The sequence below is a fragment of the Microvirga makkahensis genome, from assembly GCF_009830105.1.
In the GTDB taxonomy this organism is placed as follows: domain Bacteria; phylum Pseudomonadota; class Alphaproteobacteria; order Rhizobiales; family Beijerinckiaceae; genus Microvirga; species Microvirga makkahensis.
The window spans coordinates 511,705-529,078 of the sequence record NZ_WURB01000001.1 but is presented as its reverse complement, the minus strand read 5'-3'; the positions used below and the strand labels follow the sequence as shown (position 1 = coordinate 529,078).

General features: G+C 65.2%; 22 protein-coding genes. 10 read left to right on the top strand and 12 right to left on the bottom strand.

Translation table 11 applies throughout. From position 1 onward, the window contains the following. Window positions 1-120 precede the first annotated feature (120 nt). Window positions 121-879 (top strand): SDR family oxidoreductase, encoded by a 759-nt coding sequence (locus GR328_RS02615; protein ID WP_160882946.1) that lies wholly within the window; start codon window positions 121-123, stop codon window positions 877-879. Here the strand turns inward: GR328_RS02615 and pgeF are convergent. From pgeF to lgt, 3 genes are read right to left on the bottom strand one after another with little or no spacing between them, the layout of a single operon-like run. Next, on the bottom strand, window positions 869-1,636 hold the full coding sequence (pgeF, locus tag GR328_RS02610; RefSeq protein WP_160882945.1) for a peptidoglycan editing factor PgeF: 768 nt from the start codon (window positions 1,634-1,636) through the stop codon (window positions 869-871). The genes GR328_RS02615 and pgeF overlap by 11 nt on opposite strands. Window positions 1,637-1,648: 12 nt before the next feature. After that, entirely contained in the window at window positions 1,649-2,725 is a 1,077-nt protein-coding gene (locus tag GR328_RS02605) for a class I SAM-dependent methyltransferase (RefSeq protein ID WP_160882944.1), read from the bottom strand. Continuing rightward, window positions 2,722-3,579, bottom strand: coding sequence for a prolipoprotein diacylglyceryl transferase (gene lgt, locus GR328_RS02600; protein ID WP_160882943.1), 858 nt, complete (start codon window positions 3,577-3,579; stop codon window positions 2,722-2,724). Before lgt ends, GR328_RS02605 begins: the two co-directional genes overlap by 4 nt. A 137-nt stretch (window positions 3,580-3,716) precedes the next feature. Here lgt and GR328_RS02595 point away from each other — a divergent pair, with 137 nt between their 5' ends. From GR328_RS02595 to GR328_RS02575, 5 genes are all read left to right on the top strand, one after another. Continuing rightward, window positions 3,717-3,998, top strand: a complete 282-nt coding sequence (locus GR328_RS02595; RefSeq protein WP_160882942.1) for an accessory factor UbiK family protein — start codon at window positions 3,717-3,719, stop codon at window positions 3,996-3,998. A gap of 246 nt (window positions 3,999-4,244) precedes the next feature. After that, window positions 4,245-4,745, top strand: a complete 501-nt coding sequence (locus GR328_RS02590) for a type III secretion system chaperone family protein (protein ID WP_160882941.1) — start codon at window positions 4,245-4,247, stop codon at window positions 4,743-4,745. A gap of 190 nt (window positions 4,746-4,935) precedes the next feature. Beyond that, on the top strand, window positions 4,936-5,763 hold the full coding sequence (gene proC / locus GR328_RS02585; RefSeq protein WP_160882940.1) for a pyrroline-5-carboxylate reductase: 828 nt from the start codon (window positions 4,936-4,938) through the stop codon (window positions 5,761-5,763). 118 nt (window positions 5,764-5,881) lie between these two features. Continuing rightward, complete coding sequence (locus GR328_RS02580) at window positions 5,882-6,583, top strand: TetR/AcrR family transcriptional regulator (protein ID WP_160882939.1); 702 nt, start codon at window positions 5,882-5,884, stop codon at window positions 6,581-6,583. A gap of 19 nt (window positions 6,584-6,602) precedes the next feature. After that, a complete protein-coding gene (locus GR328_RS02575; protein ID WP_160882938.1) occupies window positions 6,603-6,962 on the top strand; it encodes a tRNA-binding protein in 360 nt (119 codons plus the stop codon). A 148-nt stretch (window positions 6,963-7,110) separates the two neighbouring features. Here GR328_RS02575 and GR328_RS02570 read toward each other — a convergent pair whose 3' ends face one another. From GR328_RS02570 to GR328_RS02560, 3 genes are read right to left on the bottom strand one after another with little or no spacing between them, the layout of a single operon-like run. Then, window positions 7,111-8,478 (bottom strand): ATP-binding protein, encoded by a 1,368-nt coding sequence (locus GR328_RS02570; RefSeq protein WP_160882937.1) that lies wholly within the window; start codon window positions 8,476-8,478, stop codon window positions 7,111-7,113. Further along, complete coding sequence (locus tag GR328_RS02565; RefSeq protein WP_160882936.1) at window positions 8,475-9,194, bottom strand: response regulator; 720 nt, start codon at window positions 9,192-9,194, stop codon at window positions 8,475-8,477. The genes GR328_RS02570 and GR328_RS02565 overlap by 4 nt, the downstream gene beginning before the upstream one ends. 40 nt (window positions 9,195-9,234) lie before the next feature. Beyond that, window positions 9,235-9,693 carry a MarR family winged helix-turn-helix transcriptional regulator gene (locus GR328_RS02560; protein ID WP_160883030.1) on the bottom strand — a complete coding sequence of 153 codons (459 nt, stop codon included), beginning with the start codon at window positions 9,691-9,693 and terminating at the stop codon, window positions 9,235-9,237. Window positions 9,694-9,924: 231 nt separating this feature from the next. Between GR328_RS02560 and GR328_RS02555 the strand changes: the two genes are divergently transcribed. Continuing rightward, the gene (locus GR328_RS02555; RefSeq protein ID WP_160882935.1) at window positions 9,925-10,812 is read left to right on the top strand and encodes a branched-chain amino acid aminotransferase; all 888 of its coding nucleotides are present in this window, start codon (window positions 9,925-9,927) and stop codon (window positions 10,810-10,812) included. 486 nt (window positions 10,813-11,298) lie between these two features. On the opposite strand, the gene GR328_RS02550 is transcribed toward GR328_RS02555, so the two are convergent. Then, window positions 11,299-11,697, bottom strand: coding sequence for a Y-family DNA polymerase (locus tag GR328_RS02550; RefSeq protein WP_160882934.1), 399 nt, complete (start codon window positions 11,695-11,697; stop codon window positions 11,299-11,301). 185 nt (window positions 11,698-11,882) lie between these two features. On the opposite strand from GR328_RS02550, the gene GR328_RS02545 reads away from it, so the two are divergent. Beyond that, a complete protein-coding gene (locus GR328_RS02545) occupies window positions 11,883-12,158 on the top strand; it encodes a DUF3072 domain-containing protein (RefSeq protein WP_160882933.1) in 276 nt (91 codons plus the stop codon). A 121-nt stretch (window positions 12,159-12,279) separates the two neighbouring features. After that, window positions 12,280-13,320 carry a Tim44 domain-containing protein gene (locus GR328_RS02540; protein ID WP_160882932.1) on the top strand — a complete coding sequence of 347 codons (1,041 nt, stop codon included), beginning with the start codon at window positions 12,280-12,282 and terminating at the stop codon, window positions 13,318-13,320. A 76-nt stretch (window positions 13,321-13,396) separates the two neighbouring features. On the opposite strand, the gene GR328_RS02535 is transcribed toward GR328_RS02540, so the two are convergent. Next, window positions 13,397-13,978, bottom strand: a complete 582-nt coding sequence (locus GR328_RS02535) for a type 1 glutamine amidotransferase domain-containing protein (RefSeq protein WP_160882931.1) — start codon at window positions 13,976-13,978, stop codon at window positions 13,397-13,399. 139 nt (window positions 13,979-14,117) lie between these two features. Here GR328_RS02535 and GR328_RS02530 point away from each other — a divergent pair, with 139 nt between their 5' ends. Continuing rightward, window positions 14,118-14,342 (top strand): hypothetical protein, encoded by a 225-nt coding sequence (locus GR328_RS02530; protein ID WP_160882930.1) that lies wholly within the window; start codon window positions 14,118-14,120, stop codon window positions 14,340-14,342. Between the two features lie 10 nt (window positions 14,343-14,352). Here the strand turns inward: GR328_RS02530 and GR328_RS02525 are convergent, their stop codons facing one another. The 4 genes from GR328_RS02525 to GR328_RS02510 form a co-directional block, all read right to left on the bottom strand. Continuing rightward, window positions 14,353-15,075 carry a metallophosphoesterase family protein gene (locus tag GR328_RS02525; protein WP_160882929.1) on the bottom strand — a complete coding sequence of 241 codons (723 nt, stop codon included), beginning with the start codon at window positions 15,073-15,075 and terminating at the stop codon, window positions 14,353-14,355. Beyond that, window positions 15,068-15,883, bottom strand: a complete 816-nt coding sequence (locus GR328_RS02520) for a nucleotidyltransferase family protein (protein ID WP_246215629.1) — start codon at window positions 15,881-15,883, stop codon at window positions 15,068-15,070. The genes GR328_RS02525 and GR328_RS02520 overlap by 8 nt, the downstream gene beginning before the upstream one ends. Window positions 15,884-16,028: 145 nt before the next feature. Continuing rightward, window positions 16,029-16,403: a hypothetical protein gene (locus GR328_RS02515; protein ID WP_160882928.1), complete on the bottom strand. Its 375-nt coding sequence runs from the start codon at window positions 16,401-16,403 to the stop codon at window positions 16,029-16,031. Between the two features lie 163 nt (window positions 16,404-16,566). Beyond that, a complete protein-coding gene (locus GR328_RS02510; RefSeq protein WP_160882927.1) occupies window positions 16,567-17,370 on the bottom strand; it encodes a BON domain-containing protein in 804 nt (267 codons plus the stop codon). Between the last annotated feature and the right edge of the window lie 4 nt (window positions 17,371-17,374).

Sequence of the window (17,374 nt, the reverse complement as noted above, 5' to 3'; positions counted from 1 at the left end):
GCCTCGCTGGACTCCACAACGCAAAACTCGGCCGTAAGTTCGCGGGCATGGACGAAAAATGTCTTTTTCTTGGCGAAGCTGCCAAGGAGCGCCACGTGCTATCGTTTCAAGAGGTTAAAAATGATTAAGGTTGCGCTCGTCACCGGGGGGGCGAAGAGAATCGGACGAAGCATCGTCGAGCGCCTCGCACGGGAGGGTTACGGGGTCGCGATTCATTGCCGCCGGTCCACGGATGTGGCGGAGGAGATGGCGTCCCAGATCGAGGCGGAGGGTGGCCGCGCAGCGGTGGTGCGGGGCGATCTCGCCGAGGTTTCCGCGGTCGACCGCCTGGTGGACGATGCGGTTGCGGCGCTCGGGCATCCGTTGACGCTGCTCGTCAACAACGCATCGGAATTCGAGCCGGACGAGGTCGAGACCCTCTCTCCGGACCGCTGGGACAGGCACTTCGCCGTGAACCTTCGCGCGCCCGCCTTTCTCGCGCGGGACTTCGCGCGCCAGCTGCCGCCCGACCGCGAGGGCGCCATTGTCAACATTGTCGACCAGCGGGTCTGGAAGCCCACGCCGCAATTCTTCTCGTATACGCTGACGAAAGCGGCCCTGTTCACGGCGACGCGGACCATGGCCCAGGCGCTCGCGCCGCGCATCCGCGTGAACGCCATCGGTCCAGGGCCCACATTGGCGAACGAGCGTCAGGGCGACGAGGATTTCGACAAGCAGGCCCGCGCGGTGCTGCTCGGACACGGCGGCACGCCGGACGAGATTGCGGAGGCGGTAGTCTATCTTGCGGGCGCGCGCAGCGTCACCGGTCAGATGATCGCCGTCGACGGCGGCCAGCATCTCGCCTGGGAGACGCCGGACGTGGCGGGCATCAGGGAGTGAGCGCAATCGCCGAGATCAGGCGGCCGTAATCGGGCTCCCGGCGATGGGTCGTGCGGCGATAGCTGAAGAACCGCTCCTCGTCGGAATAGGTGCACAGGCCCAGATCGGTGAAGCTGCCGATCCCCGCCGCCTCCAGGCGCGCACCGATGAAGCCGGGAAGATCGAACATGGCATGGCCCGGCGTTTCGCCGGGCCGGAAGAAGCGCTCGTGCCCGGGCGCCTCCTCGGCGAAGCGCTGGACGAATTCGGGGCCGACCTCGTAGGCCGCATGGCTGATGGTCGGGCCCAGCACCGCGACGATCCGGCTGCGCTCCGCGCCGAGGCGCTCCATGGCCTGGAGGGTGGATTCGAGAACACCCGTCACCGCCCCGCGCCAGCCGGCATGGGCCGCACCGATGACGCCGCTTCGGGGATCCGCGAAGAGCACAGGGCCGCAATCCGCCGTGGTGATGGCCAGAGCCAGGCCCGGCACCCTCGTGACCATGGCGTCGGCCTTCGGGCGCTCGGGCCCCCAGGGGCCTTCCACGAGAACCGCATCCGGCGAGTGCACCTGATAGACGCTGATCAACGCATCCGGCGCGACATTCAGGGTCTCCGCCATTCGGCGGCGGTTCTCCTGCACCCGCTCCGGTTCGTCGGAGGAGCCGACGCCCCCGTTGAGAGAGGCGTATATGCCCTCCGACACGCCGCCCTGACGGGTGAAGAAGGCGTGGCGGATCGCAGGCAGCGAGGACAGAGCGGGGGCTTGGATGAACATGCGGCTCGAACTTCAAGGGGAAAAGGAAAGAGGCGGCAATCCGGGAACGGCTTCGAGACCCTTATGGGTAACGGCCAATACCTTAAAGAGGTCTCCCATGCCCGTGTCCCCGCGCTCCGTCAGGCGCGCGAGTGCGGCGTCGATATCGGCGGACTGGGCGGGCGTCGCACGCTTCCTGAGGGAGGAGGCGCGGGCCTCGATCCCGAGGGCCAGGAGGAAATCGCGCTGCGTGCCGAGACCGTGGGCTCGTAGATCCTGTGCCGAGGCGGCCTGCGCCAGGCGGTGAAAATCCACATGGGCCGTCACGTCCGCTTCGCCCGGTTCGGCCAGCGGATCGACATGGGCGTGCTGCTTGAGGGCCTGCAGCGTGTCCCCGAAGGCGGGCCCCCAATAGCCGTAATCGACGATGAGGGCGGCGCCCCCGTCCCGCGCGAGCCTGCGGGAGAGTTCCCGCATGATGTCGATGGACAGGGAGGGCCATTCGAGCACGTCGCCAATCCGCAACGGCTTGCCGAGAGGCTCCTCGGCTTCGGCGCGCAGGCCGAAAATCAGGCGCTCGCCGTCGAGGCCTACGAGGCGCTCGCACCAGCCCCGTTCCGTCGCGATGAACTGGCGCACGGGCAGCGCGTCGAAGAACTCGTTGGCGATGAGAAGCGTCGGGCCTTCAGGCACATCCTCCAGCCCCTCGTGCCAATGGATGGCAAGCGCGGAGGATGCGAGCGCCGCCTGCTGCCGCCGCTGCAGGACAGGGCTCGTTTCCACCAGATGAACCTGCGCGGCGGTCTGGAAATCCGGCAGCAGCTTCGTGGCGCGCAGGAGATCCGCCATCAGGGTGCCGCGTCCCGGCCCCATCTCCACGAGATGAACCGGATGAGGGCGGCCCATGGCGTTCCAGACCTCCAACACCCACAGGCCGATCAGCTCCCCGAACATCTGACTGATCTCGGGCGCCGTGGTGAAGTCGCCGCCTGCGCCCAGCGGATCGCGGGTGGCGTAGTAGTGCCTCAGGCAAAGGCTCATGTAGCGCTCGACCGTGATCGGCCCCTCGAGGGCGATGAGTTCGCGTACATGCTCGCCGAGAGATTTCATGCAGCCTCGACGGTCTTCGTGGGCCTGGTGTAGCCCCGCAGGGCCATGACGATGAAGACGATGCCCACGATCGCCATGGGGACCGAGAGCAGCATGCCCATGGTGATGCCACCTCCCAGGCCCTGCACGGACGAGCCGAAGAGGAAGCCGAGCTGCGCGTCGGGCTCGCGGAAGAACTCGGACGCGATGCGGGCCGTCGCGTAACCCAGCACGAAAATGCCGCCGAGAAGGCCCGGACGCCTGAAGCCGAAGGCGCGGGCGGCGATCCCCATGACGACGAACAGCAGGAGGCCCTCGCCGAAAGCCTCATAGAGCTGGCTCGGGTGCCGGGGCTCCGGCCCCGCGTGGGGGAACACGACCGCAAAGGGCAAGTCCGGGGCGGGGCGGCCCCATAATTCGCCGTTGATGAAGTTGGCGATGCGCCCGAAGAACAGGCCGATGGGGGTCACCACGGCCGCCATGTCGAGCAGGGCGAGCGCGTTGAGCCCGCGCGAGCGGGCGAAGAGGACGAGGGCCAGTACCGCGCCCAGGAAGCCGCCATGGAACGACATGCCGCCACGCCACACGGCAAGCGCTTCGAGCGGGTTCCGGAGATAGGCCTCGAGATTGTAGAACAGCACATAGCCCGTGCGCCCGCCGAGGACGACGCCGAGCGCGACCCAGACGATGAGGTCGTCGATGTCCGTGGGCTTCGGCTGGCGGAGCTGTCCCCAGAGTTCCGCCTTGGCCGCGAGGCGCTTGGCATAGAACCAGCCGCCCAGAAGGCCCGCCACATAGGCGAGCGCATACCAGCGGACCGCAAAGGGGCCGATCGAGAAGGCGACGGGATCGAGGATGGGAAATGACAGCGGCATGACGGCCCTTCGGTGAACGCTGTGCCATTGGACCGGGTGGGGACGGATCGTCAACCCTGTTGCAGATTCGGGCGAATACGCCCACATCTGGCTTTCCTGGGCTTAAATGCCCCCGTCAATGGTGTGGACCCTCGATCATGACCCAATCCTCCAACCGGATCTTCGATGAAATCGCCCGCTTGGCCACTGATGCCGCGGGCGCCGCGCAGGGCGTCAGGCGCGAGGTCGAAACCGTGGTCCGCAGCCAGTTCGAGCGCCTGATCAAGGATATGGACGTCGCCACCCGCGAGGAGGTGGAGGTGCTGCGCGAGATGGTGCTGGCCACCCGGGCCGAGAACGAGCGACTGGAGTCCCGCCTGAAGGTCCTGGAGGAAAAGCTCGCCCAATCCGGCGGTCCGGCCGGTTCCTCTGCCTCCTAGCCGTTGGGGGTAGTGCCCCCTGCTTCTGGCGCATCCCTCCTGTTGTGGACAGGTCCTGAAGGCGCATTGTGAGCAGGGGCAAAATCTAAGACTGTGATTCATGCGCTGATTCGGGCATGACGTGGCAAGAATCTCGGGTGCTTCTGTGTATTCGAGAAGCTCTTTGCAAATATTGTTCGAATTTACGAAATCATATTGCCTGCTTGTGTTTACCATATTGCAGGCAAAACAGCTTTTTGGATCGACATGTCTCAGCATCACATCGAAATCGATCGCCTGGAACATCCCCTCGACGTTGTCGAGCGGCTCGCTTCCCTGCGTCATTGGATTTTCGATCGCGCGGAAGCTGACGAAATGTCGGTTTCCGTGGCCGGGCGCTGGGCCGATTATGATATCGCCTTCACATGGATCGAGGACGTGGAGGCCCTTCACGTGGCCTGCGCCTTCGACCTCAAGGTGCCGGAGCGGCGCCGCCAGGACGTGCTCCAGCTCATCTCCTATATCAACGAGCAGCTCTGGGTCGGTCATTTCGATCTGTGGAGCACGGAGAACGTGGTGATGTTCCGCCATTCTCTCCTGCTGGCAGGCGGCGCTGATCCGACGCAGGGCCAATGCGAGACCATGCTGCGCGTGGCCGTGGAGGCGTGCGAGCGCTATTTCCAGGCCTTCCAGTTTGTCATCTGGGCAGGCAAGTCGGCGCGCGAGGCGCTCGACAGCGTGCTGTTCGAGACCGAGGGCGAGGCCTGAGCCTGGGCATGGGGCGCAGAAGTGGGGAGCCGGTTTTGCGTGAAATGATGCTCGGAATCCAAATCCTGCCGCATGGGGCGTGAGATCGGATTCATGTCCGATCCGCAACGGCCGAACGAGCCTCGACAGAGCAGGGCGGCTTGTGAATAGTAGCGGCCTCGCGCATCTCTCACCTGCCGGAAGGTTCCTCATGTCGCTCAATCCCGACCGCTTGCCCTCGTCCCTCGTTCTCGTCGGTGCCGGCAAGATGGGTGGCTCCATGCTGGAGGGCTGGCTGAAGGTGGGCATGAAGCCGTCCGGCGTGACGGTCATCGACCCTCGCCCCTCGGACGAGATGGCGCGCTTCTGCATCGAGAAGGGCGCCGCTCTCAATCCCTCCCATGTCTCCGCCCCCGAAGTCCTCGTGCTCGCCATCAAGCCGCAGATGCTGGACGAGGCCGCGCCGGCCCTGAACGGATATCTCGGGCCCCGGACGCTCATCATCTCCATTCTGGCAGGCAAGACGATCGGCGACCTGAAGGGCAGGCTTCCCGCCGCTTCCGCCATCGTGCGCGCCATGCCGAACCTGCCGGCGAGCATCGGACGCGGCGCGACGGGTGCCGCGGTCAATGCGGAGGTCTCCGAAGAGCAGCGGCTGACGGCGGATGCGCTCCTGTCCAGCAACGGCATCGTCGAGTGGCTGCCCTCGGAGAGCCTCATCGACGCGGTGACCGCCGTGTCCGGTTCGGGCCCGGCCTATGTGTTCCACCTGGTCGAGTGCCTGGCGGAGGCGGGCGCTGCCGCCGGATTGCCCGCTGATCTTGCGGAGCGTCTGGCGCGCGCCACCGTGACCGGGGCGGGTGAGCTTCTGTTCCAGAGCGATCTGCCGCCTGCGACGCTGCGCCAGAACGTGACCTCGCCGGGCGGCACCACGGCGGCGGCGCTGGAGGTGCTCATGCGCGATCCGGACGGTCTCAAAGGCCTCATGCGCGAGGCCGTGGCCGCGGCCAAGCGCCGTGCGGAGGAACTCGCGGGCTGACAGACGGACGGGAGCCCAGCTTGAAACAGGAAGCATCGGATCAATTCCAGAAGTGCAAGTCCACTTCTGGGGCCGATGCTCTAGATCAACGGGACGATTGCATGTTCAGGAGAATGCCATGACGGTGGAATCCCCGGCCGATAAGCGCAACGCCATCATCGACGCCCTCTTGGGGCTTGCCGCCACGCGGGCCTGGAGCGACATCGAGATCGGCGACATCGCGCAGGCTGCGGGCGTCTCGCTGGCGGAGTTCCGCGATCTCTTCCCGTCGAAAGGCGCGGTGCTCGGCGGCCTCTCGCGCCGGATCGACCGCAAGGTGCTGGAGGAGACCACGGACGATCTGGCCGGAGAACCCGCGCGCGAGCGCATCTTCGACGTGTTCATGCGCCGTTTCGATGCCCTGGAGCCTTACAAGGAGGCGCTCCGCCGCATCTTCCGCGACGTCCAGTACGATCCGCTCGCGATGGCGGCCCTCCATCAGGTCGCGGTCAATTCCATGCGCTTCATGCTGGCGGCGGCGCGGATCGGCACGGAAGGGCCGCTCGGCACCCTCAAGCTGCAGGGCGCGGTTATGGTCTATTCCAACACCATGCGAACCTGGCTCGACGACGACGACCCGGCGCTCGCCAGGACCATGGCGCGCCTCGACCGCGAATTGCGGCGCGGCGAGCGCGTGCTCGAAGGCGCAGAGGATCTGCGCCGCCTGACCGCACCGTTCCGCGCCTTCGGGCGTGCCCTGAGGGAGGGCCGTCGCTCCACGCGGCGCGAGAGGCGCGACACCAATGAAGGCGATGCGGACAATCCCGCAGCCGCGATCTGACCGCAGAAGGGGGCATCTCATGGACCAGGTACAGGCATTCACGCCGACGATCACGTTCGACGACTTTCTGAAGGTCGACATCCGCGTCGGCCGCATCGTCGCCGCGGAGCCTTTTCCGCAGGCCCGCAAGCCCGCCTTCAAGCTCACCATCGATTTCGGCCCGGAGATCGGCACCAAGCGCTCGTCCGCGCAGATCACCGTGAATCACGCAATCGACGACCTCGTCGGATCGCTGGTGCTGGCGGTGGTCAATTTCCCGCCGCGGCAGATTGGACCCTTCATGTCGGAGGTTCTCACGCTCGGCGTGCCGGATGCGAATGGCGACGTGATGCTGATCAGGCCCGACAGGGATGTTCCTGTGGGTGGGCGGCTCTATTGAGGGCGAGGGGGCCGGAATAACCTCCACATCATCACCGGCCCTGTGCCGGTGATCCCGATCGCGTGAAGCGTCGCGCCTCTTCGATCGGGTTGGTCGGGACCGATCCCCGGATCAAGTCCGGGGATGACCAGGACGTGGCGAGGCTCCGTCAGGCCGGAAGCCGCACCGTCGCGCGCAGGCCTCCGAGCGGGCTGTCGCCGAGGCTGATGTCGCCGCCGTGGGAGCGCGCGATGTCGCGGGCGATGGACAGGCCGAGGCCGGAACCGCCTTCATCCTGATTGCGTGCCTCGTCCAGGCGCACGAAGGGCTTGAACACCTCCTCGCGCATGCTCACCGGAATGCCCGGGCCGTCGTCGTCCACGTGCAGCACGAGCCAGCGGGTCTCGTGATCGGCGGTGATCGCGATGCGGTCCCCGTGGCGCGCGGCGTTGGAGACGAGATTGAAGAGCAGGCGCCGGAAGGCGTCAGGGCGCACGATGATGATGGGGTCTCCCACGATATCGAGTTTCATGGCGTGCCCCTGGCGCTCGGCATCCGCCTGCACCTCCGCGAGGAGCTGGCGCAGGTCCGTCTCTCCTGCCTGTTCGCCCGCGTCGCCGCCTTCTCCCCGCGCGAAGGCAAGATAGCCCTCCAGCATCCGGCTCATCTCGTCGACGTCACGCTTGAGATCCTCGATCTCCGGCGTTTCCTGCATGAGCGCGAGCGAAAGCTTAAAGCGCGTGAGAATGGTGCGCAGATCGTGGCTGACGCCGTTGAGCATGGTCGTGCGCTGTTCGAGGTTGCGCTCGATGCGGCGCTTCATCTCGAGGAAGGCGTAACCGGCTTGGCGCACCTCCCGCGCGCCGCGCGGGCGAAACTCGATCTCGCGGCCCTTGCCGAGCGCCTCGGCGGCCTCCGCGAGCCGAAGGATCGGTCGGATCTGGTTGCGCAGGAACAGGATGGCGATGCCGAGCAGCACGAAGGACGAGCCGCCCATCCAGACCAGGAAGATGTGGGAGTTCGACGCATAGGCCTGGCTGCGCCGCGCGAGGATGCGCATCACGGTGTTCTGATCGAGCTTGATGCGCACTTCCACGAAATTGGAGCGTCCGACCGTGTCGAGCCAATACGGCCGGTCGATCTGGCGGCGCAGCTCGTTGGAGAGGGTCTCGTCCAGAATCGAGAAGAACGGCTTCGGACCGGGCGGCGGGAGATCCGTGTTGTGCAGGATGTCCATGTCGAGCTGCAGGCTCTCGGAGGCGATGCGCGAGAGCGTCGAGGCTTCCCTGTCCTGGGGATAGCTCTCGTAGATGCGGATGAGGGCTGCGATATCTGCCGTGACGGCGGATGACAGGCGGCGCGTCACCAGCTCGTAGTGTCGCTCCATGAACACGTAGGCGACGACGGATTGCAGCAGGATGACCGGCGCGATGATGATGATGAGGGCGCGCGCATAGAGCCCCTTCGGCAGGATCCGGCCGAACCAGCGCGCCGCATGATCGAGCGGCGTGTAATGGAGGGCAGCGCCGATCTTCATCGGTCGATCACAAGACGGTAGCCGATTCCGCGCACGGTCTGCAAGAAGACCGGATTGGCGGGATCGTTCTCGATCTTGCGGCGCAGACGGTTGATCTGCACGTCCACCGTGCGCTCGTTGGCGCCGCCGCCGTTGCCCGTAAGGGCTTCGCGCGGGACGTTGTCGCCGGTCGCTGAGCCCAGGATCGTCAGGATCTCGCGCTCCCGCTCGGTGATGCGCACGACCTCCTCGCCGCGGCGCAGCTCGCCGCGGTCGAAGCGGTAGGAGAACGGACCGAAATGGATGATCTCGGGCACATCCCCGCCTTGCAGGCCCGCCGCGGGACCAGCGCGCCTGAGAATGTTGCCGAGTCGCAGCAGAAGCTCGCGGGGCTCGAAAGGCTTCGGGAGATAATCGTCGGCGCCGATCTCGAGACCCGTCACCCGGTCGGACGTATCGGACCTCGCGGTGAGCATCAGGATCGGCACCTGTGAGCTCTGCCGGATGCTGCGGGCATAGTCGAAGCCGGATTCGCCCGGCATCATCACGTCGAGGACGAGGGCGTCGAACAGGAAGTTCTCGGTCTTGGACCGGGCTTCTGCGGCGCTGGATGCCGCCGTCACGCGATAGCCGTTCTCGGACAGAAACCGCGTGAGGAGGTCACGAAGACGCCGGTCGTCGTCCACCACGAGAACGTGCGGGGCGTGGTCGGGGATATCGATACGGGTCGCTTCCATGGGCTCCGGGGGCGCTGAAGTAAGGAACCCGCCTGCTTTATCAGGTTTTGCCGGGCCCGAATACGAGACGCTTGACGTGCTCGCGGTCATCCGGATCGATGAGGCACAGGAGATACCGGCTCACGGCCTCCTTGGCCGCGGGCTCAGCATCCGCCAGCGCCCGCATGATCCGGCGGGTCTGGAGCTTGGCGAGCTTCAGGGCAAGGTCATGGCCCTGCGGAGTGGCGAAGAGCAGACGCTGGCGGCGGTCGGCGGTGCCCGTCCGGCTCTCGATGAAGCCCTTCTCGATCAGTTCCTTGAGGACGCGGTTCAGGCTCTGCTTCGTGATCCTGAGAATGTCCAGAAGCTCGGCGATCGTCAGTCCCGGCTGGCGGCTGACGAAGTGCAGAACCCGGTGATGGGCCCGACCGAAACCATACTCGCCGAGGATCCTGTCCGGATCGCTGACGAAGTCGCGATAGGCGAAGAAGAGCAGCTCGATGAGATCATAGGCCGGCATTTCGGCCAGGATTTCCCCGTTGCGGCTCTGGTCGGGGGAGTGTCGCTTGAAAGCCGGGATCGCGTCTGGCACCGTCCTTATCCGATTTTATGTCAGCCTTGTTGACATATCTCAGGGCGATTGTTACTCGTCAAGTCGCTTTCGTGAAATGAATGCAACCTAAAGATCGCGAATGCGACCGGAAATTTCACGGCCCCGGTTTGCTTAAGGTCGGCAGTTAAGGAGAAGACGATGTCCGCGACCCCCTTCGATCAACGTGATGGATGGATCTGGTACGACGGGCAGCTCGTACCCTGGAGGGAAGCCAAGCTCCACGTCCTCTCGCACGGTCTCCACTACGGCTCGAGCGTGTTCGAAGGCGAGCGCGCCTATGGGGGCGAGATCTTCAAGTCGACCCAGCATTCCGAGCGTCTCAGGAAATCGGCCCAGATCCTCGATTTCGAGATCCCCTACACCGCGGCCGAGATCGATGCCGCCAAGCGTCTCGTGCTGGAGAAGAACGGCATGACGGACGCCTATCTGCGCCCCGTCGCCTGGCGCGGGTCGGAAATGATGGGCGTGGCCGCTCAGACCAACAGGATTCATCTCGCCATCGCCGCATGGGAGTGGCCGAGCTATTTCGATCCGGCCCAGAAGATGAAGGGCATCCGCATCGACATGGCGGAATACCGCCGTCCCGATCCGGCGACCGCGCCGTCCACGGCGAAGGCGGCCGGCCTCTACATGATCTGCACCATCTCGAAGCACAAGGCGGAGCGCAAGGGCTATGCCGATGCTCTCATGCTCGACTGGCAGGGCCGCGTCGCCGAGTGCACCGGCGCGAACGTGTTCTTCGTGAAGGACGGCGTGATCCATACGCCCATCGCCGATTGCTTCCTCGACGGCATCACCCGCCAGACGGTGATCGAGCTCGCGACGCGCCGCGGCATCGAAGTGGCCGAGCGCCGGATCATGCCGGAGGAACTCCCGGGCTTCCAGGAATGCTTCATCACCGGCACGGCGGCCGAGGTGACACCCGTGTCGGAGGTCGGCCCCTATACCTACACCCCGGGCGGCATCACCAAAATGCTGATGGACGACTACACCGCCGAGGTGCAGCCCAAGGCCAAGGCCGCGTAAGGCTTGCGTACGGCCTCTCCGGAGGGGCGCTCCGTTTCGTCCTGCTCCGCCCATCCCGGATGTCCCGGGACGGGCCTTTTTCCGCGCAGCACGTGGGAATGCGGAAGGCTTGCCATGGGAAGGCTTGCCATGAGGATGACGCAGGAGCGGCGCCCGAGAATGACGCCGCTCGACCGTGTAGCCGTGCAGCTCCATCACATCCGCTCGCCCTCAACGCTGCCCCAGAGGCGGCGCATCTCCCCTTCGGCTGGAGCCGCCAGAGGGCCGTCATGTCGGCGATCCCGGCGCGGGCGAGGCGGGCCGCATTGCCCCGCGCGATGCCGGGAATGTCGGTGAGTCCCAGCGAGAGGAGGGGGCCGGGCAGATCGCACGGATGAATGGCGGCGAGCCCGTCCGGCTTGTGCATCTCGGCGGCGATCTTCGCCAGGAGGTCGTTGGGGCCGAGCTCCACGGACCAGGTGAGGGTGGAGCCAAGCCTCGCGGCGATCACATCCTTGACGCGCCGGCCGAGCGCCAGCCCCGCCGTCTGCTCGGAGGGCAGGGGCGCGCGCAGACCACCTCGCCGATGGAGCAGACGGCCTTGATCGGAACCACGGCGTCAATGATCTCGACAATGGCGCGGTGAAGCTGCACATAGGGCCCGTGCCGCGCATTGACGAAGACGAAATCCGGGAATTGCCGCCGCACCTCGCGTATAGTGGCGCCCCGCCTGATGCCGAGCGCCTTCGCCTCGCGACTGACGGCGATCAGGGCCGTATGCTCCGAATCGACGGGAAGAACCCCCATGGGTCTGCCGCGACGAGGGGGTTGCAGGTGCTGCTCGGCACCGGCGAAGAAGGAATCGAAATCCACATAGAGCCGCTCCAGTCCAGCCGGCTTGCGCATGGTTGCCGCATCCAAGGTCGAGAATACGAACAAATTGAGAACGCAGACTCGGCCGGGAGTCGAGCGCGCGTCCTGTGGATAATGGGGACGATTCGGCGGAGGTAGTCCGTCTTTCCGCAACGGAACCAAGGCCCTGATTCAGATGTTCTCATCTCGGAACAAATGAGGAACAATAGGAGACCCGCATGACATCGCGCAGCAAAGCCTCCAAGCATGAGGTCCAGGAGCGCCGGCACGCTCAGGAGGCCGGCAACCCGAAGGTCGATCCGGATGCCGAGGACAACCGGATCAAGGATCCCGAGGATTGGGTGACGGGCCACGAGCCGATGACAGGCGCCCAGGCCTCTTATCTCAAGACCCTGTCCGAGCAGGCTCACGAACCAAAGGCCTTTGACCCACAGCTCGACAAGGCCGAAGCCTCCAAGCGCATCGACGCGCTCAAGCAGGGGAAGAATCGGTAACCCTTTCCGATCATTCCTGTCGATGAGACACTGGAATCGATGGCTCGGCCCTTTTGCAGCGGCCGGGCCGTCACCACATAGGAAGCAGGAGCGTCGTGCTCCGATGGGATGAAACGAAACGATGATGAAATTTGCTTCTCGCCGAAGCCGCGTCATGGTCGCTTTGGCCGCCGCCCTGGTTCTGGCCGGCAGCGCTGCCGAGGCTCGCGTCGGCGGGCGGGGCAGCTTCGGATCGCGCGGCGCGCGCACCTATACTCCGCCGCCGGCCACCCGCACGGCCCCCGATGCCGCCGCGCCCATCCAGCGCTCGCAGGTTCCGAACCAGGGCCAGAACCTCAACCGGCCCGGCGCTCCGGCACCGAACGTAGCGCAGCCGCGCCGCTTCGGCTTCGGCACAGGCCTCATGGCCGGCCTCTTCGGCGCGGGCCTGCTCGGCATGCTCATGGGCAACGGCTTCTTCGGCGGCCTCGCGGGCCTCGCCTCCATCGTGGGATTGCTGCTCCAGGTCGGCCTGATCGTGCTGCTGATCTCCTTCGCCATGAAGTGGTTCCGCCGGCGCCAGGAGCCATCCTATGCGGGGCCGCAGGGGCATCATCGCACGATGACGGGCGGCAGCGTGCCTCCGGCAGGCAGCCGTCCCACCGCAGGCGGCCCCATGGCGGGCGGTCTCGGTAGCCTGGGCGGCTTGGGCGGCGGCGCTCTCGGCGGAGCCCTGGGCGGCATGAACCCGTCCCGCCGCCGCGCCGGCGTGCGCGACGAGATCGGCATCGGCGAGCAGGATTACGCGGCCTTCGAGCGCTCCCTCGTCGAGTTGCAGGATGCCTATTCGCGCCAGGACATCGAGAAGCTCTGGGGCATGGCCACGCCTGAGATGGCGGGCTACATCCAGGAGGAACTCAACGACAACAACGCGCGTGGCGTCGTGAACAAGGTCTCCGACGTGCGTCTTCTTCAGGGAGACCTGTCCGAGGCGTGGCGCGAAGGCGCGACCGACTATGCGACCGTCGCCATGCGCTTCTCGCTGATCGACGTGCTGACCGACAAGGCGACAGGCCGGGTGATTGAAGGAGATCCGTCCAAGTCGGAGGAAGCCAGGGAATTGTGGACGTTCCGCCGTGATCAGGGCGGCCCCTGGAAGATCTCCGCGATCCAGCAGGCTTAGAGTTTCGCGTTGCGCCTGAATACGAAAGCGGCCGGTTTCCACCGGCCGCTTTTTGTATGCGCGAGTGCGTGAACGGTTACTCGGCAGCTTGGCGGCGACCGGCGTGCGAGCCCTCGCGAACTTCCTCGACGATCTTCCTGACGAAGGCCTCGAGATCGCCCGGGTTGCGGCTGGTGATCACGCCCTGATCCGCCACGACGGTTTCATCGCGCCACTCGCCGCCGGCGTTCACGATGTCCGTCTTGATGGAGTGGTAGGAGGTGCATTTCTTGTCCTTGATCACGCCTGCCTCGACGAGAAGCCAAGGAGCGTGACAGATAGCGGCGATCACCTTGCCTGACGAGTAGAAGGCGCGGATGATCTCGATCGCTTTCTGTTCGGTGCGCAGCTTGTCGGGATTGATTTGGCCTCCGGGCAGTACGAGCGCGTCGTAGGAAGAGGGATCGACACTCTCGACATCCTTGTCGACCTTCACGCTCTTGCCCCAGTCCTTCTCGTCCCAGCCGCGGATCTCGGCCTGATTCATGCGCGACTTCGGCGCGGCCACCTCGACCGTCGCGCCTGCCTCCGAAAGCTTCTGCCGCGGAACCATGAGCTCCGATTGCTCGAAGCCATCGGTCGCCATGATGAGGATCTTGGCCTGCTGAATGTCAGGCATGACGCTCTCCATTGTCTTGAAAGGGGGACGGCGGTGGAACGGACGAGTGGGGCAGGGGTTCCGAAAGGTTCAACATTCGGAACCCGATTTCCATGGGCCGGTTGACCTGATCACGGACAATTCGACAGGGACGATAAGGATGGTCAATCCAGGAATGCCGACAGACGAGCCGTTGCCGGGTGGAAACATTCCAAGCGACATGCCGCCGCCCGGCTCCGATCCCGACGATCTGCCGGATACGGGGCCGACCGGTCCGCGCACGCCCTATCCCGTGAACGATCCGGGAATCACCGATCCCAAAGGGCCGGGCTCCGAACCCGACTACCTGCCCGGGAACCCGACCGATCCGGGAACGCGATTGTAGGAACCAAGGATCAGATTTCGAGGATTGCGTAAGGTTTGCCCGTCGGTTTCTCGATGTGCTTGGCGACGTTGTAGACGGGCTGTCCGCCCGGAGTGCGCCCTTCGAAACGGCCGCGATGCGCGTGGCCGTGCACGATGGCGCTGACCTTGAATCGGTCGATGGTCTCGGCCAGGCGCGAGGAGCCGAGGAACGGATAGATCTCCAGCGGCTCGCTCTCGATGGTGTCGGCAACCGGCGCGTAATGCAGAATCACGACGGAGCGCTTGGCGCGCACCTGGCGCATGGCGTTCTCGAGCCGCAGCGTCTCGTTCATGGTTTCGCTCACGAACTGCTTGATGGCCGGCTCGCCGAAAGAGCCCAGCATGCGCCGGCCGAAACCGCCCGCAAATCCCTTCACGCCGACGAAGCCGACACCGTCGATCTCCACCGATTGCCCGTCGAGCAACTTCATGCCCGCTTTGCGAAGAATATGCGCCACCTCTTCGTGGGCACCGCATTCGTAATCGTGATTTCCGAGCACGCCCACGACCGGGATCGAGCAGGCCTTGAGGTCCTGCGCGAGAATCTCCGCCTCCTTCGGCTTGCCCAGATCCGTCAGGTCGCCGGCAAGGACGAGAACATCCGCCTCCTTGGAGATGTCGCTGAACAAGTCGCGATAGGAGATGCCATTGTCTTCACGCACGTGAAGGTCGCCCATGGCCGCGATCTTCAAGGTCTTCTCAACATCACTCATTCCGCCATTCACCTTCGCCGCCGACATCGGCGAAGCCCCATTGCTTCACGTCAATCTCGTAATCGATCCGGGAGAACATCCGCCCTCGACACACCTTCATCTGCGGCGGCGGCAGGTCGAGCTGCTTGGCCAATCTGTCGAGCAACTCGTCCATGACCCAGCGCGGGACCTTGTCGCGCTCGGAGGGATAGATCCAGCGGAAGTTGAGCAGGTGCATGAGCAGCACTTCCCAATGAACTTCCATGTAGGCCAGCAGGCGGTGCCAATCGATCTGATCGTGCGCTTTCAAAATCGTGTGTGCCACATCCGCCCCGTCATAGCGGTGGCGGAGCTGGATGAAGCACTTGGACCAGACGAGCTCTGTCGGACCGACGATGCGGACCGGATGGCCGAACACCTCGATCTGCCGCGCATGCTCGAACCAGGGATCGCCGATCGGCATCGTGCCGTTCGAGGAGGCGAAGATCACATCGAAGAAGTACTGGCCCTTGAACACCTTGCCGAGCCAGCGGTCGTCCTCGATCTCGACGGAGTACCCGAGGTTCTTGAAGTGCGACAGGACCCGCGTGTAGTCGCCGGCCTTGCAGAAGATGTCGAGGTCCTTGGTGGGGCGGGTGATGCCGGTATAGGCCGAAAGTGCGTAGGTGCCGGCGAGCAGAAAAGGGAGGCCGAGCTGGTTCAGCTCTCGCAGAGCCTCGGCGTAGAAGGCCTCGGACTCCGGATGTTTGAGTGTCGGCTCCGCCTTTGCATTCATGGTGGGAACGCTGTGGAAAGCATTGGAGGTGAGGTCTGGGTCGTGAGCTGCCATAGGCTTTGTCCAAAGCGGAGCCGATGATGACCCGCGTTCGACAACCGTATGGCAGATATGAAGTTCCGCAGCGGCTCCGCTGGCGCCGCGAAAGCAGTCCTCGATCGCGCCGCCCCGGCCTGGACGCTTGCGAGGATCGCTGCGATCAATGATCCCCGTGAGAGATGCGCACATCCCTCGGGCTGTTCAGAATTTCGAGCAGGCTGTTGGCGATGTGCCGGGCCTCGTCGTCCTTGAGGCGCAACAGGAAGGGCGGCATCATCCCGGCCTGCAGGCCCACCACCGCAAACCCATGCTCGTCGGTTCCCACGTCGATGGTGGAGGAGGTGACCTCCACCAGCTCCTCCGGGGCCTCCTCCTGGTCCTCGCTGCTTTCGCCGATGGCGATGAGGAGCTGGCTGAGAGCCTTGACCAGAGAGCGGGCGGCATGAGGATCCATGACCACGGCGGTCGATTGCTCATCCTTCTGGAACGCGATCTGGATGTTGTCGCCTTCGAGCGTGACGGAGATTCCTGCCATGGTCGTCCTCATCCTTCCCGTCACTATGACCTCGTGCGCATGCGGGAAAAGGCAAGATCTTGGTACGACAGGAGCGCCCCGCTCCCAAGAGGGCAGGGCGCATCCAGGCCGATGAACAGCGGATTTCCAGGGGAAAAGCGGTCCTCCTGGAGGGCGGGCCGGGTCAGGCGCCGCGTTTTCCGCCGCGGGTGCCGCCGGTGCTTGCGGTACTCGCCTCGGCACGGCCGACCGTTCCGGCGCCCGCAGCGCCTGCGCCCGAGAGCATGCTGCCGCCCATGCCCATCTCGGCCGCCTGCTGGACGCGCAGGTTATTCTGCACATGGGTGACTCCCGAGACGGATTCCGCGAGGTCCTCCGCGTGCCGCTTCTCGAAGCGGCTGTTCACGATGCCACTCAAGGTGACCTCGCGGTTCGACACGGACACCTCGATCTCGGAGGCGTCGACATGTGGATCCTCCGTGAGGCGGTCGTTCACGTCCTCCAGGATTCGGGCATCGGAGCGTTGGTAGCCCTTCGGGCCGCGGCCGCGATACTGACCGGCTTGGCGCGTGTCCCTGTCACGGCGGCGCTCGGCGTTATCGTCGGCGAACCAGGAGCGCACCTCGTCTCCGGCGCGGTCGAGGAAACTCCTGTCCTCGTCATAGTCGCGCGAGCCGCGCCCGAACGTGTCCGAAACGTACCCTTCCCGGTCGCGTCCGTAGGAGCCGCCGGACCGGGGAGAGGCCCAGTCCCGATTGCTCCCCGAGCGGAAGATCGAGGAGGAATCGTAGTCGCGGTCCTCCCCGACCACGTCGTGCCAGTCGCGGGTGGAGCCGCCGGAGCCGTAGCCTGCGGAATCCCCGTAATCGCGCCTGGGCGTCCTTTCGTAGCTGGCCTCGCGGCTGCGGTCGTAGCCGGCGCGTTCGTTGCCGAAGCCTCGACGGGCGATGTAGCCGTCGTCATCGTCGCGGTAGCGATCGTTCGCCATGGGA

Bases quoted from the DNA above. Each gene is read 5' to 3' on its own strand.
- GR328_RS02615 (WP_160882946.1), top strand. From the start codon at position 121: ATGATTAAGGTTGCGCTCGTCACCGGGGGGGCGAAGAGAATCGGACGA.
- pgeF (WP_160882945.1), bottom strand. From the start codon at position 1,636: ATGTTCATCCAAGCCCCCGCTCTGTCCTCGCTGCCTGCGATCCGCCAC.
- GR328_RS02605 (WP_160882944.1), bottom strand. From the start codon at position 2,725: ATGAAATCTCTCGGCGAGCATGTACGCGAACTCATCGCCCTCGAGGGG.
- lgt (WP_160882943.1), bottom strand. From the start codon at position 3,579: ATGCCGCTGTCATTTCCCATCCTCGATCCCGTCGCCTTCTCGATCGGC.
- GR328_RS02595 (WP_160882942.1), top strand. From the start codon at position 3,717: ATGACCCAATCCTCCAACCGGATCTTCGATGAAATCGCCCGCTTGGCC.
- GR328_RS02590 (WP_160882941.1), top strand. From the start codon at position 4,245: ATGTCTCAGCATCACATCGAAATCGATCGCCTGGAACATCCCCTCGAC.
- proC (WP_160882940.1), top strand. From the start codon at position 4,936: ATGTCGCTCAATCCCGACCGCTTGCCCTCGTCCCTCGTTCTCGTCGGT.
- GR328_RS02580 (WP_160882939.1), top strand. From the start codon at position 5,882: ATGACGGTGGAATCCCCGGCCGATAAGCGCAACGCCATCATCGACGCC.
- GR328_RS02575 (WP_160882938.1), top strand. From the start codon at position 6,603: ATGGACCAGGTACAGGCATTCACGCCGACGATCACGTTCGACGACTTT.
- GR328_RS02570 (WP_160882937.1), bottom strand. From the start codon at position 8,478: ATGAAGATCGGCGCTGCCCTCCATTACACGCCGCTCGATCATGCGGCG.
- GR328_RS02565 (WP_160882936.1), bottom strand. From the start codon at position 9,194: ATGGAAGCGACCCGTATCGATATCCCCGACCACGCCCCGCACGTTCTC.
- GR328_RS02560 (WP_160883030.1), bottom strand. From the start codon at position 9,693: ATGCCGGCCTATGATCTCATCGAGCTGCTCTTCTTCGCCTATCGCGAC.
- GR328_RS02555 (WP_160882935.1), top strand. From the start codon at position 9,925: ATGTCCGCGACCCCCTTCGATCAACGTGATGGATGGATCTGGTACGAC.
- GR328_RS02550 (WP_160882934.1), bottom strand. From the start codon at position 11,697: ATGCGCAAGCCGGCTGGACTGGAGCGGCTCTATGTGGATTTCGATTCC.
- GR328_RS02545 (WP_160882933.1), top strand. From the start codon at position 11,883: ATGACATCGCGCAGCAAAGCCTCCAAGCATGAGGTCCAGGAGCGCCGG.
- GR328_RS02540 (WP_160882932.1), top strand. From the start codon at position 12,280: ATGATGAAATTTGCTTCTCGCCGAAGCCGCGTCATGGTCGCTTTGGCC.
- GR328_RS02535 (WP_160882931.1), bottom strand. From the start codon at position 13,978: ATGCCTGACATTCAGCAGGCCAAGATCCTCATCATGGCGACCGATGGC.
- GR328_RS02530 (WP_160882930.1), top strand. From the start codon at position 14,118: ATGGTCAATCCAGGAATGCCGACAGACGAGCCGTTGCCGGGTGGAAAC.
- GR328_RS02525 (WP_160882929.1), bottom strand. From the start codon at position 15,075: ATGAGTGATGTTGAGAAGACCTTGAAGATCGCGGCCATGGGCGACCTT.
- GR328_RS02520 (WP_246215629.1), bottom strand. From the start codon at position 15,883: ATGGCAGCTCACGACCCAGACCTCACCTCCAATGCTTTCCACAGCGTT.
- GR328_RS02515 (WP_160882928.1), bottom strand. From the start codon at position 16,403: ATGGCAGGAATCTCCGTCACGCTCGAAGGCGACAACATCCAGATCGCG.
- GR328_RS02510 (WP_160882927.1), bottom strand. From the start codon at position 17,370: ATGGCGAACGATCGCTACCGCGACGATGACGACGGCTACATCGCCCGT.